The organism is Paraburkholderia sp. RL17-380-BIE-A (assembly GCF_046028085.1).
Taxonomy (GTDB): domain Bacteria; phylum Pseudomonadota; class Gammaproteobacteria; order Burkholderiales; family Burkholderiaceae; genus Paraburkholderia.
The window spans coordinates 255,604-271,360 of the sequence record NZ_JARESQ010000010.1; the positions used below are offsets into that span (position 1 = coordinate 255,604).

The 15,757-nt window shown below is 61.1% G+C and carries 14 protein-coding genes; 1 reads left to right on the forward strand and 13 read right to left on the reverse strand.

The annotated features are described in order from the left end of the window. Positions 1-8: 8 nt before the first annotated feature. On the reverse strand, positions 9-1,253 hold the full coding sequence (locus P0D68_RS19185; RefSeq protein WP_091801526.1) for a sarcosine oxidase subunit beta family protein: 1,245 nt from the start codon (positions 1,251-1,253) through the stop codon (positions 9-11). A 44-nt stretch (positions 1,254-1,297) separates the two neighbouring features. Beyond that, the gene (locus tag P0D68_RS19190) at positions 1,298-2,692 is read right to left on the reverse strand and encodes an L-serine ammonia-lyase (protein WP_091801529.1); all 1,395 of its coding nucleotides are present in this window, start codon (positions 2,690-2,692) and stop codon (positions 1,298-1,300) included. A gap of 248 nt (positions 2,693-2,940) precedes the next feature. On the opposite strand from P0D68_RS19190, the gene P0D68_RS19195 reads away from it, so the two are divergent. Then, the gene (locus P0D68_RS19195; RefSeq protein WP_408184958.1) at positions 2,941-4,023 is read left to right on the forward strand and encodes a GlxA family transcriptional regulator; all 1,083 of its coding nucleotides are present in this window, start codon (positions 2,941-2,943) and stop codon (positions 4,021-4,023) included. A 140-nt stretch (positions 4,024-4,163) separates the two neighbouring features. Here P0D68_RS19195 and P0D68_RS19200 read toward each other — a convergent pair whose 3' ends face one another. From P0D68_RS19200 to P0D68_RS19250, 11 genes are all read right to left on the reverse strand, one after another. Further along, the gene (locus P0D68_RS19200) at positions 4,164-4,610 is read right to left on the reverse strand and encodes a hypothetical protein (RefSeq protein WP_408298954.1); all 447 of its coding nucleotides are present in this window, start codon (positions 4,608-4,610) and stop codon (positions 4,164-4,166) included. Between the two features lie 400 nt (positions 4,611-5,010). Further along, positions 5,011-5,403: a hypothetical protein gene (locus tag P0D68_RS19205; RefSeq protein ID WP_408298956.1), complete on the reverse strand. Its 393-nt coding sequence runs from the start codon at positions 5,401-5,403 to the stop codon at positions 5,011-5,013. 236 nt (positions 5,404-5,639) lie between these two features. Beyond that, positions 5,640-6,140 carry a hypothetical protein gene (locus tag P0D68_RS19210; RefSeq protein WP_408298958.1) on the reverse strand — a complete coding sequence of 167 codons (501 nt, stop codon included), beginning with the start codon at positions 6,138-6,140 and terminating at the stop codon, positions 5,640-5,642. Between the two features lie 143 nt (positions 6,141-6,283). Next, positions 6,284-6,799: a hypothetical protein gene (locus P0D68_RS19215; protein ID WP_091801545.1), complete on the reverse strand. Its 516-nt coding sequence runs from the start codon at positions 6,797-6,799 to the stop codon at positions 6,284-6,286. 495 nt (positions 6,800-7,294) lie between these two features. Continuing rightward, positions 7,295-8,230, reverse strand: a complete 936-nt coding sequence (locus P0D68_RS19220) for a choline ABC transporter substrate-binding protein (RefSeq protein WP_408298960.1) — start codon at positions 8,228-8,230, stop codon at positions 7,295-7,297. Positions 8,231-8,336: 106 nt separating this feature from the next. Next, positions 8,337-9,335: a GlxA family transcriptional regulator gene (locus P0D68_RS19225; protein WP_091801551.1), complete on the reverse strand. Its 999-nt coding sequence runs from the start codon at positions 9,333-9,335 to the stop codon at positions 8,337-8,339. A gap of 7 nt (positions 9,336-9,342) precedes the next feature. Further along, entirely contained in the window at positions 9,343-10,245 is a 903-nt protein-coding gene (choW, locus tag P0D68_RS19230; protein ID WP_408179140.1) for a choline ABC transporter permease subunit, read from the reverse strand. Further along, positions 10,238-11,416, reverse strand: coding sequence for a quaternary amine ABC transporter ATP-binding protein (locus P0D68_RS19235; protein WP_091801558.1), 1,179 nt, complete (start codon positions 11,414-11,416; stop codon positions 10,238-10,240). The genes choW and P0D68_RS19235 overlap by 8 nt, the downstream gene beginning before the upstream one ends. Positions 11,417-11,982: 566 nt before the next feature. Next, entirely contained in the window at positions 11,983-13,113 is a 1,131-nt protein-coding gene (locus tag P0D68_RS19240) for a VIT1/CCC1 transporter family protein (RefSeq protein ID WP_408187253.1), read from the reverse strand. A gap of 128 nt (positions 13,114-13,241) precedes the next feature. Next, entirely contained in the window at positions 13,242-14,537 is a 1,296-nt protein-coding gene (locus tag P0D68_RS19245; protein WP_408298963.1) for an MFS transporter, read from the reverse strand. 95 nt (positions 14,538-14,632) lie between these two features. Beyond that, complete coding sequence (locus tag P0D68_RS19250; RefSeq protein ID WP_408187254.1) at positions 14,633-15,739, reverse strand: tartrate dehydrogenase; 1,107 nt, start codon at positions 15,737-15,739, stop codon at positions 14,633-14,635. Positions 15,740-15,757 lie beyond the last annotated feature (18 nt).

Genomic DNA, 15,757 nt, shown 5'->3' on the forward strand with positions numbered 1-15,757 from the left:
GCGTGGGGTTAGTGGGCGACGGCGGCGGCGCCGTGCTCGTCGATCAGGTGGCCGGTATAGAAACGGTCCAGCGAGAATGGCGCATTCAACGGATGCGGTTCATCCTTCGCGATGGTGTGCGCATAGGCCCACCCCGAACCCGGCGTCGCCTTGAAGCCGCCCGTGCCCCAGCCGCAATTGAAATACAGCCCTTTCACGTCGGTCTTGCTGATGATCGGGCACGCATCCGGCGAGACATCCACAATGCCGCCCCACTGCCGGTTCATCCGCACCCGCGAGAACACCGGGAACATTTCGACAATCGCTTCGAGCGTGCCCTCGATAATCTGGAAACTGCCGCGCTGACCGAAACCCGTGTACTGGTCCACGCCCGCGCCGATCACCAGATCGCCCTTGTCCGACTGGCTGATATACGCGTGCACCGCGTTCGACATCACGACCGTATTGACCACCGGCTTGATCGGCTCCGACACCAGCGCCTGCAACGGGTGGCTCTCCAGCGGCAGCCGCACGCCGGCCATGTCGGCGAGCGTGGAGGTATTGCCTGCCGCCACCACCGCGACTTTCTTGGCCTTGATGAAACCCTTCGTGGTGTCCACGCCCACCACCTGGCTGCCGTTGCGGCGAATGCCCGTGACCTGGCAGTTCTGTACGATATCCACACCGGCCTGATCCGCGCCGCGCGCGAAACCCCAGGCCACCGCATCGTGACGCGCCACGCCGCCGCGGCGCTGGATCGACGCGCCGAGCACCGGATAGCGGCTGTTCAGATTGATGGTCGGCTCGATTTCCTTGATCTGCTCGGGCGTAAGGAATTCGGCATCCACGCCGTTCAGCCGGTTCGCATTCACGCGACGCTCGGTGTCGCGCACGTCCTGCAACGTGTGCGCGAGGTTCATCACGCCGCGCTGGCTGAACATGACGTTGTAGTTCAGGTCCTGCGAGAGCCCTTCCCACAGCTTCATGGCTTTCTCGTAGAGCGCCGCCGACTCGTCCCACAGGTAGTTCGAGCGCACGATGGTCGTATTGCGCGCCGTATTGCCGCCGCCGATCCAGCCCTTCTCCAGCACGGCGACATTGCGCACGCCATGTTCCTTCGCCAGGTAATACGCGGTGGCGAGACCATGCCCGCCGCCGCCGACGATCACGACGTCGTATTCACGTTTGGGCTCGGGGCTCTTCCACTGTCGCTCCCAGTTCTCGTGATACGACATCCCGTTGCGCAACAGGCTGAATATCGAATAGCGGCTCATCGTCTGTCCTTGGTGGGTACTCGTGCTTAATGCTTCGTTGCTGTTCAACACTCGATGACGTTCACGGCCAACCCGCCGCGCGACGTCTCCTTGTATTTCGTCTTCATGTCCGCGCCGGTTTCGCGCATCGTCTTGATCACGTTGTCGAGCGACACATAATGCTGGCCGTCGCCCTTCATCGCCATGCGCGCGGCGTTCAGCGCCTTGATCGCGCCCATCGCATTGCGCTCGATGCACGGAATCTGCACGAGTCCGCCGACCGGATCGCAAGTCATGCCCAGGTTGTGTTCCATGCCGATTTCGGCGGCGTTTTCGACTTGTGTCGGCGTGCCGCCCATCACGGCGGCGAGCGCCGCGGCGGCCATCGAGCAGGCCACGCCCACTTCGCCCTGGCAGCCCACTTCCGCGCCGGAGATCGACGCCGTTTCCTTGTAGATGATGCCGATCGCCGCGGCCGTCAGCAGGAAGTTGACAATGCCTTCGTCGTTCGATGCATGCATGAACTTCACGTAGTAGTGCAGCACGGCGGGAATCACACCGGCTGCGCCATTGGTCGGTGCCGTGACGACACGCCCGCCCGCCGCGTTTTCTTCGTTGACGGCCATCGCGTACAGGTTGACCCAGTCGAGCATGGAGAGCGGATCGCGCAGCGACTCTTCCGAACGCGAACGCAGTTGCGCGCACAGATCGGCGGCGCGGCGCTTGACATGCATCGGGCCGGGCAATTCGCCGCGCACCTTGCAGCCGCGTTCGACGCAGGCCGCCATGGCGCGCCAGATGGTCAGCAGGCCGTCGCGCACTTCCTGTTCAGGACGCGACGCGCATTCGTTGCGCAGCGTGATCTGCGCGATCGACAGACCGGTTTCGCGGCAGACGCGCATCAGATCGTCGCCGGTCCGAAACGGATACGGCACCTGGGCACCGGCGCGCACGCCGTTCACGCGATCGCCTTCGCGATTCACCACGAAGCCGCCGCCGATCGAGAAATACTCCTTCTCCACCAGCAACTGGCCGTTTTCATCGAAAGCCTGAAAACGCATGCCGTTCGGATGCACGATGCCCGAGCCCGGCGCGCCCGGCATCAGCTTGCGGAAAAAGCCGAGATGCTCGCGTTCGTCGAATTTCACCGGATGCTTGCCGAGCAGCACGAGCTGCTTCGTCGCGCGAATGGCCTGCAGGCGCGGCTCGATCACGTCCGGGTCGATGGAATCGGGCAGATTGCCTTCGAGCCCCAGCAGCACTGCCTTGTCCGTGCCGTGCCCTTTGCCGGTCGCGCCGAGCGAGCCGAACAGTTCGACCTTCACGCCGCGCACGAAGCCGAGCAGATTGGCGTCTTCGATATGCGAGGCGAAGCGGCATGCAGCGATCATCGGCCCGACCGTGTGCGAGCTTGAGGGACCGATACCGATCTTGAACAGATCGAAGACGCTGACGTTCATGGCGTACCTTGTGCGTTGCGATGCCTTGGGTGGATTTGCTGCTATTGCACCGCACGCCAATTTGAATCGATAGAATAAAAACGGCATGACAGTGGGATAGTGGCGTCAAGCCGGCCGCCGGCAAAGGGCGGCGACGTATTTGCGAAGACTTTTGACGCATTTGCGAAGGGCGCCGCGCTTGCGGCTGGCGATGGCCGCCATCCCTGGTGCTATGCTTGATCCCACCCTTTTCCTTGCTGGCTGCATGCATGAATTCCGCTGAACCGCTTCCCCCTCAATCGATCGACGGCACCTCGAAGCAGCGCATCCGCTTCGGCATCATCCTGCTGCCGAACTTCACGCTGACGGCGTTTTCGGGTTTCGTCGACCTGCTGCGCCTGTCCGCGGATGAAGGCGATTTCAGCAAGCCCGTGCGCTGCTCGTGGAGCGTGATAGGGGAAACCCTTGCTCCGGTGCGTGCGAGTTGTGGCATTCAGATCACCCCGTGGGAAACCTTCGACACCGCCGAGCCGTTCGATTACGTGGTGGTGGTGGGCGGCCTGCTGCATTCCGGGCCTGCCACGAACGAAGCGACCCTCGCCTTCATTCGCCGCGCCGCCGCCACGAATGCGACGCTCGTCGGCATGTGCACGGGCGTGTTTTCGTTGATGCGCGCGGGCGTGCTGGAGGGACACCGCATCTGCGTGAGCTGGTTTCACTACTGGGATTTCATCGAACGTTTTCCGTCGGTCAACGAAGAGGCGCTGGTCGCCGACCGGCTGTTCGTGATCGACCGCCGGCGCATTACGTGTTCAGGCGGACGCGCGTCGATCGACGTCGCCGCCGCGATTCTTCTGCGGCATTTCGAAACCGCCACGGTGCAGAAGGCGCTGCGTATTCTGCTTGTGGACGACATGCAGAAAGGTAACGCGCCGCAGCCGCATCCACCGGGACTTGCGCCGGCCGCTCACCCCAAGGTGAAGCGCGCGATTCTGCTGATGGAGCAGCACGTGGGCCGTTCGTTGTCGCTCGACGAACTTGCGGGCAAGCTCGACCTGTCGCCGCGTCAGTTGGAGCGGCTTTTCAAGGCGCAAACAGGTAAGGCGCCGCAGGCTTATGCGAAGCAGGTGCGTTTGCGCACCGCCGCGTGGCTGCTCACGAGTTCGGATAAGACGGTGGCCGATATTGCGTCGAGTTGCGGGTTTTCCGATGCGTCGCATCTGGGGCGGGAGTTTCGCAAGCAGTTTGGCTTGCCGCCGATGATGTATCGCGAGCAACGCGGCACGGCGGCGGAAGCGGTGGATAGTGGGGATTATGAGGAGACGTTTCCGGGGCGGGCGCGGGCGATTTGAGGGGGGGGGTGACCGGCCTATCAAGACTTTGCCAGCCGAATGACAGAATTCATCCGGCCGGCAGGTTTGAAGGCTAAAGCAGCGGGCCGGAATGTTGCCGCACAAGTTGCGGTCACTGGCCCATCCCGCAAGTCAACCGACTACAGTTCTATCCGGAAGCGCTCTGGCGGTTGTAGAAAAAATGGATAGAAGTTCCTCGCACACTCCATGATATCGGCTGGGCCATAAAAGACGCCGACATCCCATGATCGATCGCCAAAGGCAATCCACTCACCTTCCACCGGCATGATGGCATAGTGCCGATGATTCACACCCAGTGCATCCGCGGGACTTCCGCCCGGATCTTCCATCATGAAGTGAAAGAACTCGTCGTCCGAGTTCTCACTACGATGAATGAAGCCGGGATACTTTCCAAAATGATGGTGGAAATAACCGAACGGATCGGGATTCAAAATCAGCGTCACAAATTCGGTACTACTCCGGAACGCAAGCAGCGCCTGTACAAGCTCAAAGAATTTTTGCGTTGAGATATCGATCGGGTCGAAATACAGCAACTCGTCGCGCGGGACGCCGACGAGAGCGCGCACACCCTCCCTCGCTCGCTTCCAGAGAAGCGTGAACTCAGTCAAATCATGGATGTAATCTAATCTACTCATTGTTTACCACATCGATGCCTATCAGATTGGATATTGAGCGTTCCCTCTTTGGCTGAGGAGGGAAAGTATTCCGCGGTTGAGGCGCCGTTGTTCGTACAGCCGCCAGGGAATCAATCCCGTATTGTCGGCGCGCGATTAGATGCCGCACGGTCTTTCGCTGCGAAGTGCAGCATTCAGCAGGCAAGCAGGCAAGAGCCTCCTAGTCAACGATTTTGAAATCGACCCCAGGTCGCACAATGTCGCCTGATAATGTCGTACGGGCAAATGCATTGGCTTCTGCTGTTCCAAGGAAAGCCGCAACCTCCTTCGAATCATCCCCGTAGGCTAGCCATTACCCGGATCGAGGCAAGATCGCATAAGCCCCAGTGTTAAATGCTAGCGCGTCCGCAGGACTGCCGCCCGGGTCGGCCTGCAACATGGCACAGTAGTCGGCTTCAATGTCTGTCGGCTGAAAGATGATCGCGGGATACCTCGAAAAGTGGTTGAAGAAGTATCCGACCGGATCTGGGCGCAATCCTACAAAAGCAAAATCGTCCGTGTCTTGGTTCGTGAATCTAAGCAGGGCTCTAACGAACTGGTAGAAGTGGCGTGTCGTAACGATCGACGAGGCCAAATACACGACGTTATCTTGTGGCGCGTGCTTGAGTAGCCGCACGCCCGCAGTGGCGCGTGCCCAGAGATCTTGAAACTCAGCTGGGTTGTCGACGAAGATTCGCTTTTCCATTTCACTTCAACCTGATCCTGTACGTGACGCAACCGTCCTGCGATTAGCCAAATCGGGCCTCGAACGCGCTTTGAATTCCGCCGTTCGCTGGGTATCGCTGACGCCAAGACGCCACGTGTTTACGCGTTGAGCGACCGCCTCCAGTGGAAGCGTGTGTGTCCCGACCTGTTGTCCGGGACACGCGCGCTACTTCCGTAATCGGACGTAACGACGACGATGGCGATTCAATAAAAGATTTACGCTGGATTCTCGTAAAACGCGAAACGCTGCTTAGCAAATTGCATGACGTCCGGGGGACCGCTGAGAACACCAGTTCCGCCAACCCATCCTCGATCGGCATAACAGAACCATTCGCCCGATGGTGGCAAGACGACGTATTGCTCCGAATAAAATCCAATCGCGTCAGCTGGACTGTCACCAGGGTCCATCATCAGTATGTCAAAAAAATCCTCGTTCGTATGACGAGATTCAACTATGAACCCCGGATACTTGCCAAAGTGCATATTGAAGTAGCTGAACGGATCTGGGTTAATAACGACCACAGCGAACTCACCGGTTCCGTGGAACACCGCAATGCTTCGGATAAGGTTGAGAAAAACCTCCGTAGCAATGTTAGAAGAGTCGAAGCGCAAAAGCTTCGAGGCCGGGGTCACTGCCGCTCGCTCCATACATGCGCATGCACGTTGCCAAAGCAGCGTGAATGTCTCAAGGTCATTGATGTAATCAATGTTGCTCATAAACTGCTCAAGCGGATTTTGACAGTTGCGCTTTTCGAACCCGCAGGAATCTTGCGTAGCCTCAGGCGGTAAACGTGGCATGCGGAAACGACGCGGATTGTTACGGCGTTTCCGCCCTGCCTGACCTTGCGATCTAACGCAAGCTATTCAACAACGCTGAACCCTTCACCGGGTTGGAGAAAAAACGGATAAAAGCTTCGGGCAAACGCAAGGATATTAGGCGGCCCTGTCAGTACGCCCATTTCCCGTTTTCTGTCCGCGTACATGAACCATGTTCCAGGTGCCGGCAGAACCGCATACCGCTCAGAATTGGCCCATAAACAATCCGCCGGACTGTCGCCCGGATCCCGTTGCCAGGATTCAAAAAAATCGTCATCGGATTGCTCCGCGCGATGCACGAAGCCGGGGTATGTGTGGAAGTGAAAATTAAAATAACTGAAGGGGTCAGGCTTCAGTACCAAGCTGACGAAATCGCGCCCACCTTCGTGGGCCAGCAACGCTAGTACAAGTTCAAAAAATTTCTGTGTGGATATATCAACAGAGTCAAAATAGAGTAGCTCGGCCGGCGAGGCTGACGCCAACTCTTGCACGCGCGTGCTCGCACGCTCCCACAGCGGATAAAAGGTCGCCGAATCTGAAATGAAGTCTGGCTTGGTCATGACGGAAGGCGGCTTACCGGTGCCAACTGGGCGAACCCGGCTTCGCGCCGGTGGCTGCCCACACCGCATTGCAATCAGCCGCGTTCGCACCGAACGCCAACATGAGCAGCATGAATGCGGCCAACAGGCGGGTCACCATTGCGCCCGGACTCTCTTTAATTCTGTTTCTTATCATCGTCGTCCTTATCGGTTGTACTTGGATTTAGCCCAAGCACCCTATAAGGACTGCAACAATCAAAAAATCCGACAACTCCTAAAACTGAGGTATCCACACACGGAATCTAATGCGAGTCGATAAACACCGACACTCGCCGTAGGAACTCTGAAGCGCAACTATCAGACAAGATCCAATCGCGATGCAGAAACGGCCGTCTGCCGGCAACACACGAGACCGCCGCCCGCGGGCTAAACGAACAGAAAGCAAAAAAAACAAAGCGACGTATAAGGCATCCCTAAAAGACTGCCCCATCCGCCGCCCCATTCTCCAACCCAACCTCACTTCCCGGCTACATAAGCCTTCACAGCCGGCAACCCATCCTTCCCGTCATACGTCTTCACTCCTGCGAGCCATTTGTCGAGCACCGCCGGATTCGCCTTCAGCCATTCGCGCGCGGCCTTGTTCGGGTCGGTCTTGTTCATGATCGGCAGCATGACGTGGTTCTCGATATCAGTCGTGAACTGCAGATTCGACACCAGCTTCGCCACATTCGGGCAACGCGCCGAATAATCGCTCGGCGTGACCGTCAACACTTTGGCTTCGCCATAATTCGGTCCAAACACGTCGTCACCGCCGGACAGATAATCGATCTTCATCTGCACGTTCATCGGATGCGGTTCCCAGCCGAGAAACACAATCGGTTTGTTCGCACGGATCGCACGGTTCACCTCGACCAGCATACCCGCCTCGCTCGACTCCACCAGTTTGAATTTGCCGAGCCCGTACTGATTGCTGTCGATCATCTTCTTGATCAACGCATTGCCGTCATTGCCCGGCTCGATCCCGTAGATCTTGCCGTCGAGCTTGTCGTAGTTCTTCGCGATATCGGAGAACGTCTTGATGCCGGACTGATACGCATAATCCGGCACCGCCAGCGTGTATTTCGCGCCCGTCAGATTCGGCGTGGGCAAGACGGTGAGCTGCCCAGACTTTTTGAACGGGTCGATCATCGGGTCCATGGTCGGCGACCAGTAGCCGAGGAACACGTCGATCTGCTTGCTCTTCACGCCGGCAAAGGTGATCGGCACCGACGCGATCGTCTTGGTCGGCTTGTAGCCGAGCCCCTCGAGCACGGTCGACGCAAGCCCGGTGGTCGCCGCGATATCGGTCCAGCCGACGTCGGCGAACCGGACATCGCGGCAGGTGGCGGGTTCCGCAGCGAAGACAGACGACACAGACAGCGCGCACAACGACGCAGCCCACAAACGTTTCATGGCGTTCCCTCAGGGTGATTGATGCTTGACTGGTTTTGACGGACGAAGCGGATCTCTTACGCCGCCAGGTTCAGGCGGCGCTGCATGCAATTCATGGTGCGGCTCATTACGAAGACAACCGCCGCTCGACGCTCGGCGCATGACCGAACTGCGCGCGATAGGCTTTGCTGAAATGGCACGGCGAATGAAAACCGCACACCGCCGTCACCCGCGCAATCGACGCATCCGTATTGCGCAGAAGCTCGCGCGCGCGACGCAGACGCAGCGTCAGGTAATAGTGCGTCGGCGACACGCTCAGGAACATCTTGAACATGCGTTGCAAATGACGTTGCGACAGATGCACGAGCCGCGCGAGTTCGTCGAGCGATAACGGCTCCTCGATATTCGCTTCCATCAGCCGCACTACCTCGATCAGTTCCGCGCGCGAGAAACCGACCCGCGCATCGACGGGAATGTGCTGGTAATCGGTTGAACCGCGAATCCGTTCGACGATGAATTGTTCGGACACCTGCGCGGCGAGCGCATGCCCCAGCCGCATGCCGACCAGGTTCAGCATCAGATCGAGCGGCGCGGTGCCCCCCGTGCATGTCATGCGATCGCGGTCGATCACGAACAGCTCGTCGGCGAAACGCACATCCGGGTAGGTCTTGTGCAACGGCGACATGTCTTCCCAATGCACGGTGCAGCGATAACCGTCGAGCAATCCGGCCGCCAGCAGCGCATACGGTCCCGTGCAGATGCCGCCGAGCGGAATGCCTTTTGCGGCGACGTCACGTAGCAACGCAATCACCGTGTCGTTCACGTAATCGCGCACATGCCAGCCGGCGCAGACGATCAGCACGTCCGGCATGCCGGCCTCGGCGAGCGTGGTGGTGGGTTTTACCGTGATGCCGTTGCTCGCTCGCGCCGGTTCGCCGTCGGGCGTGATCACCGACCATCTGTAGTGCTGCGCGCGGCCTACGTAGTTGGCCATGCGCAGTACCTCGACCGCGCTCGTGAACGCGATCATCGAAAAATTCGGCAGCGTCAGAAAGCCGACGTGCGCGAGCCCGGACAGCGGCGAATCGGCTTGGGGCTCGACCGGCGTGATCGCGTCGCGCTTCATCGGCGGCTCAGCCGTGTTGCGCCGCCGGCTCGCGGCGCACTTTCATGACACTGCGCAAGCCCGACAGCAGCGGCGCGCGCGCCATGCCCGGCGAGCGGCCAAAGCTCTCCGTGATGCGGTCCAGAATGATCGCGAGCATCACCACCGAAAGTCCGCTTTCAAAGCCGAGCCCGATATCGAGCCGTTGAATACTGGCCAGCACGTCGTTGCCGAGACCGCCCGCGCCCACCATCGACGCGATGATCACCATGGAGAGCGCCATCATGATGGTCTGGTTCACGCCGGTCATGATGGACGGCAGCGCGTTCGGAAACTGCACCTTGTAAAGCAATTGCCACGGCGTGCAGCCAAATGCCTGCCCTGCTTCGACGATTTCCCGGTTCACGTGCTTGATACCGAGCGAAGTGAGACGCACCGCCGGCGGCATGGCGAAAATCACGGTGGAGAGAATCCCCGGCACACGGCCCAGACCGAATAGCATCGCGGCCGGAATCAGGTACACGAACGCCGGCATGGTCTGCATCAGATCGAGCACGGGGCGCACGATCATCTCGACGGTGCGGCTCTTCGCAGTCCAGATGCCGAGCGGCACACCGAGCAGCAAGCTGATCAGCGTGGACGACAAGGTCAGGCCGAGCGTAATCACCATCTGATCCCAGAACCCGGTGCCGTAGATCAGCAGCATGGCGAGCAGTGTGAACAGCGCGAAGCGCCAGCCCACCCGCCACAGCCCGATGCCGACGAAGAACGCCATCAGCGCCCACATCGGCACGGCTTGCAAGCCGTGTTCGATCACCGCGGCAAAGCTCTCGATCACCTTGCCGATGGAATCGAAAGTTTTTGCGTCGTGGTCGAGCAGATAGTGAACGCCGTGATCGACCCAGGCGCCAAGTGGAATGACTTCAGACATGGGAACTCCGATGGCGGGTGAGAACGTTCAGCACGTTCGTCTTGTTGACCGAACCACAGTAGGAGCCGTCGGCTTCGACAACCGGCAGCGGCGCGCGGCTCGCCACCACGCGTTCGACGACGTCATCGAGCGGTGTAGTGCGGCGGATGCATTCGATCTGATTGAGCTGCGGCGAAGCGCTGCCCATCGCGTCGCGGCAGACGAAGCCGCGAATCTTGCGCTCGCTGTCGAGTACGAACGCGTAGTCGGCGCTGCCATTGAGCGTGGCGGCCACGCTCGACGCATCGATCTGCGGCGAGTGCTGCATGAGCGGCACGGCGTCGGTCTGCATCAGATCGCCGGCGGTCAGATAGCGGCTCGTGTCGATGCCTTCGAAGAACGCGCGGACGTAATCGTCGGCGGGATTGGTGATGATCTGCTGCGGCGTGCCGACCTGCACGACCCGGCCGCCTTCCATGATCGCGATGCGGGTGCCGATGCGCATCGCTTCTTCCAGATCGTGCGACACGAACAGGATGGTGCGCTGCTGCTCGCGTTGCAGATCGAGCAGTACGTTCTGCATTTCCTTGCGCTTGAGCGGATCGAGTGCGGAGAACGCCTCGTCCATGATCATCAGCGACGGGTTGACCGCCAGCGCCCGCGCGAGACCCACGCGCTGCTGCATGCCGCCGGAGAGCTGCGCGGGCAGCTTTTCCGCGAACGGCGCGAGGCCGACCTGTTCGAGCACGGCCATCGCGCGCTTCTCGCGTTCCTTGCGGCCCACGCCTGCCACTTCGAGGCCGAACGCCGCATTGGACAGCACGGTTCGCTGCGGCATCAGCGCGAAGGACTGGAACACCATGCTCATGTCCTTGCGGCGCAGCGCCGTCAATTCGGAGCGCGGCACGCTGGCCACATCGCGGCCGTCGATCAGCACCTTGCCTGCGCTCGGCTCGACCAGCCGGTTGATCAGACGGATCAGCGTCGACTTGCCGGAGCCGGACAGGCCCATCAGCACGAAGATCTCGCCTTCCTTGACTTCGAACGATACGTTGTGAACGCCGACAATCTGACCGGTGCGCGCGAAAACCTCTTCTTTCGTTGCGCCGCCTGCCAGCATGCCGATCGCCTGTTTCGGGTTGGTGCCGAACACCTTGCACAGCCCTTCGACCACGACCTTCGGGGAATTCATTGAATGCTCTCCTATGTCGACCGGAGTTAGCGCTTTAGCGCTTACTCCGGTCCCATGCACCGCTTCGACCGGAGTTTGCGCTTTAGCACTGCCTCCGGTCCCATGCACCGCTTCGACCGGAGTTTGCGCTTTAGCACTACCTCCGGTCCCATGCACCGATAGTTGCTGCAGTGGCGGACGTCCGTCCGCGCTGTGCATACATAGTTGCCAGAAAAAAGTGCGCCTAGCCGACTATTTGCGACAAGCACATGTGGAAATGCGACACCCCTCTCTGGCGCACGCCGGACGGCGGCTGCCGGAGCCTTGCTGGATAAGGGTTTGGAGGGTGTTTGGCCGAGCGGCGACGCGTGTCGCGCCTGAGCAAGTGGAGGCGGCGCGGGGCAAAAAAAATGCTGTCCCGCAGCCCGGCGGTCAGGTTGCGGCAGCGCAGCAGACGACGGGGTCGGAAATTCGGCCCGAAAAGCGCTGTTTCACCGCGCAACCCCGGATCGACTCGAACCTGCTTCAGGCGAGAGCCGAAAGCAGCTATCCATCATGCCGTTCGCCAGATGCGAGCCGGTCCGCCTTCACGAAACCGACACGCCCAAAAGCCGCCCGACCCCAAACGTGAACGCAGCCGCGATCAGCCCGATCACAATTTGCCGCAACGCCGAAAATCCGGCACTGCGTCCGTTGAAAAGCGACGTGAACACGCCGATCGACGCAAGCGCCAGCATGCTCAGCACCACGCATTGCACGATTGCGTTGTAGTCGCGAGTCCACAGAAACGGCATCACCGGAAAGATCGCACCCAGCGAGAAAAGGCAGAACGACACACCCGCGGCCGACCAGGGATTGCCGCCCAACTCCGCGGGATCGAGTCCGAGCTCTTCGCGAGTCAGGGTATCGAGCGCCTTGCTCTTGTCGCGCATCATTTGCGAGGCGACCCGTTTGGCCTCGTCCGCTTCGAGCCCCTTGGCGCGATAGATCAGCGCGAGTTCGTGCTCTTCGGCTTCCGGCGTCTCCTCGATTTCCTGCGCCTCTTTGGCGATCTGCGTGCTGGCCAGTTCGCGGGCGTTGGTGACCGAAAGCCATTCGCCCAGCGCCATCGAGCATGCACCGGCGATGAGCCCCGCCAGCCCCGTCAACAGAATCGCCTTGTTGCCGGTTCCCGCGCCCGCCACGCCCATGATCAGGCAGAAGTTCGAGACGAGGCCGTCGTTGGCGCCGAGCACGGCGGCGCGCAAATCGTTGCCGGCCCCCGCGCCCTTGTGCCACTGCTCCGCGGCGGCGATCCGCGCGCCCGGCGACAGATTCGCGTCGCCACCGCCATGCGCCAGCGTGCGGACGATGGCGGCGTGATGCTGCTCGTCCGCGGACATGCGGCCCGCGTCCGGTTGCCCCTCGTATTTATTGCGATCGGCATATTCCGCCGCCGCGAGCGTGGGCAGCACGAAACCCGCGCCGAACAGGCGAACCAGGCCTTTCATCAGGCGCGTTTTGATGGCGTGGCCCGCGCCCTTCGGCTCGAACCCGTTGGCCCTCAACTTGTCGGCCCACACGCGTGCATGCTCGCGCTCCGACTTTGCGAGGTCGCCATACACCTGTTTGCGCGTGTCGTCTTTCTCGGCCTCGGCGAGTGTCTCGTACAGCGCGGCGCTGTGCAGTTCGTCGGAAAGATTGGCTTTATATCGCTTGATTTCCTGCCGGGATGCCATGGTGGTGTGCCTGAATTTTGAGTCGCTGGCGAAAGCGTAATCGATTCAGGTACGGAAAGCATCAATGCCTTGACGCGTGCCTCGAGCGGGAATGGCAACGCATCTTGTCGAGATCCGGTCATGCCGGATCATTGCGTCGCGGGCGCGGTCCGATATCCTCGCCGGCCGACGGCCAGCGCCAGCACAGCGGAAACCACCAGGCTCGCCGCCACCACATAGAGCCCGGCAGCATATCCGCCCGTCACGCTTTTCAGCCAGCCGATCGCAAACGGCCCGACGAAACCGCCCAGATTGCCGATCGAATTGATCATGGCGATGCCGGCAGCCGCGCCCGCACCCGAGAGAAACGTGCTCGGCATCGCCCACAACGGCGCCTTGGCCGCGCTAATGCCGACGTTCACCACGACCAGCGCCAGCACCACGCCAACCGCCGTGTCCGCGACGCCGGCCCAGGCGAGCCCGAGAGCCGCCGCCACGCACGGAATCACCACATGCCAGGTGCGCTCGCCGCGCCGGTCCGAATGACGCGCCCACACCACCATGCCGATCACCGCCAGCACGCTCGGAATCGCGTTCAATGCGCCCGTGCCGAGCGCGCTGAAACCATATTGGCGGATGATGAGCGGCGCCCACAAGCCAAGCGTATAGAGTCCCGCGGACGTGCCGAAATAAATCATCGACATGATCCAGATACGCGGGTCGCGCAACGCGGCGAGCGCGCCGCCGGCATGTCCGGCGTGTGCTTCTCGACCGATGCGTTCTTCGCGCAAGGTGGCGATGAGCCAGGCCTTTTCATCGGCGGCGAGCCATTTGGCTTTGTCCGGGGAATCGGTGAGCGCTTTCAGTACCGCAAAGCCGAGCAGGACGGCGGGAATCGCTTCGACGATGAAAAGCCACTGCCAGTCCTTCAACCCGAACAACGCGGGCATCTGCATGATCGCGCCGGAAATGGGCGAGCCGATTGCGGTCGACAAAGGCGCGGCCGCCATGAACGCAGCGGCCGCGACGGCACGCTGCCGGGCAGGAAACCACTGGCTCAGGTAAAGAATGATGCCAGGAAAGAATCCGGCTTCGGCCACGCCGAGCAGAAAGCGCAGCGTATAGAACGAAGTCGGCCCCGCAACGAACGCGGATGCCGCCGAAACGAGGCCCCACGTCACCATGACGCGCGCAATCCAGATGCGCGCGCCAACCTTGTTGAGGATCAGATTCGACGGCACCTCGAACAGAAAATAGCCGAGGAAGAAAATGCCGCCGCCGAGCCCGAACATGGTCGGCGTCAAGCCGAGGTCCTTGTTCATGGTGATGGCCGCAAAGCCGACGTTCACACGGTCGAGAAAGCTGACGAAATAAAGCAGCATCACAAAAGGCAAGATGCGCCAGGTCAGCTTGCGAACCACACGGGCCTGCAATTCATCGTTCATACCTGTCTCCACTCGATCTCTGCACGGTGCAGTGAGATCGCCCGTGACGTGTTCGTCCGGGCGTTATGTTTCTGTATGACGTACGCGGGGTAGGCTCAGGCGACCTTCACGCCGGCCACCGCTTTGGTGGACGAGTCGGCGGCGAGGATCGCGCAAACGGCATCGGTCACCTGCGCGGTCGTGGCCGTGCCGCCCAGGTCGCCCGTATGCAGCGACGGGTCCGCCGTGACGCGTTCGATGGCCGCCATCAATTGCCGCGCGGCGCCGTGCTCGCCCAGGTGTTCGAGCATCATCACCACCGACCAGAAGGTGCCGACCGGATTCGCCAGCCCTTTGCCCATGATGTCGAACGCGGAGCCGTGAATCGGCTCGAACATGGACGGGTAACGACGCTCGGGATCGAGATTCGCGGTCGGCGCGATGCCGAGGCTGCCGGCCAGCGCCGCGGCCAGATCGCTGAGAATATCGGCGTGCAGGTTCGTCGCGACGATCGTGTCGAGCGTGGCGGGCCGGTTGACCATGCGCGCGGTGGCGGCGTCGACCAGTTCCTTGTCCCAGCGGACGTCTGGAAATTCCTTTGACACCTGCAGCGCAATCTCGTCCCACATGACCATGGCGTGACGTTGCGCGTTGCTCTTGGTGATCACCGTCAGCAGTTTGCGCGGCCGCGACTGCGCGAGCCGGAACGCGAAACGCAGAATGCGCTCGACGCCCGCGCGGGTCATCATCGACACGTCGGTGGCGACTTCGATCGGATGGCCCTGATGAACGCGGCCTCCCACGCCGGCATATTCACCTTCCGAGTTCTCGCGCACGATGACCCAGTCGAGATCCTGCGGCGCGCAACGCTTCAACGGCGCGTCGATGCCGGGCAGGATGCGCGTGGGACGCACGTTCGCGTATTGATCGAAGCCCTGGCAGATTTTCAGGCGCAAACCCCACAGCGTCACGTGATCGGGAATATGCGGGTCACCCGCCGAGCCGAACAGGATCGCGTCCTGATGGCGAATCGCATCCAGTCCGTCGGCCGGCATCATCACGCCATGCTCGCGGTAGTAGTCGCCGCCCCAATCGAAATTTTCGAACTCGAAGGCGAAGGTGTCGCTGCGCGCGGCGATGGCCTCGAGTACGCGCCGGCCCGCGGGCACGACTTCCTTGCCGATGCCGTCGCCGGGAATGGTTGCGATGCGATAGGTCTTCATTGGGCGTCTCCATGATGT

Excerpts from the sequence above, each read along its gene's own strand:
- P0D68_RS19185 (WP_091801526.1), bottom strand. The coding sequence starts at position 1,253 with ATGAGCCGCTATTCGATATTCAGCCTGTTGCGCAACGGGATGTCGTAT.
- P0D68_RS19190 (WP_091801529.1), bottom strand. The coding sequence starts at position 2,692 with ATGAACGTCAGCGTCTTCGATCTGTTCAAGATCGGTATCGGTCCCTCA.
- P0D68_RS19195 (WP_408184958.1), top strand. The coding sequence starts at position 2,941 with ATGAATTCCGCTGAACCGCTTCCCCCTCAATCGATCGACGGCACCTCG.
- P0D68_RS19205 (WP_408298956.1), bottom strand. The coding sequence starts at position 5,403 with ATGGAAAAGCGAATCTTCGTCGACAACCCAGCTGAGTTTCAAGATCTC.
- P0D68_RS19210 (WP_408298958.1), bottom strand. The coding sequence starts at position 6,140 with ATGAGCAACATTGATTACATCAATGACCTTGAGACATTCACGCTGCTT.
- P0D68_RS19215 (WP_091801545.1), bottom strand. The coding sequence starts at position 6,799 with ATGACCAAGCCAGACTTCATTTCAGATTCGGCGACCTTTTATCCGCTG.
- P0D68_RS19220 (WP_408298960.1), bottom strand. The coding sequence starts at position 8,230 with ATGAAACGTTTGTGGGCTGCGTCGTTGTGCGCGCTGTCTGTGTCGTCT.
- P0D68_RS19225 (WP_091801551.1), bottom strand. The coding sequence starts at position 9,335 with ATGAAGCGCGACGCGATCACGCCGGTCGAGCCCCAAGCCGATTCGCCG.
- choW (WP_408179140.1), bottom strand. The coding sequence starts at position 10,245 with ATGTCTGAAGTCATTCCACTTGGCGCCTGGGTCGATCACGGCGTTCAC.
- P0D68_RS19235 (WP_091801558.1), bottom strand. The coding sequence starts at position 11,416 with ATGAATTCCCCGAAGGTCGTGGTCGAAGGGCTGTGCAAGGTGTTCGGC.
- P0D68_RS19240 (WP_408187253.1), bottom strand. The coding sequence starts at position 13,113 with ATGGCATCCCGGCAGGAAATCAAGCGATATAAAGCCAATCTTTCCGAC.
- P0D68_RS19245 (WP_408298963.1), bottom strand. The coding sequence starts at position 14,537 with ATGAACGATGAATTGCAGGCCCGTGTGGTTCGCAAGCTGACCTGGCGC.
- P0D68_RS19250 (WP_408187254.1), bottom strand. The coding sequence starts at position 15,739 with ATGAAGACCTATCGCATCGCAACCATTCCCGGCGACGGCATCGGCAAG.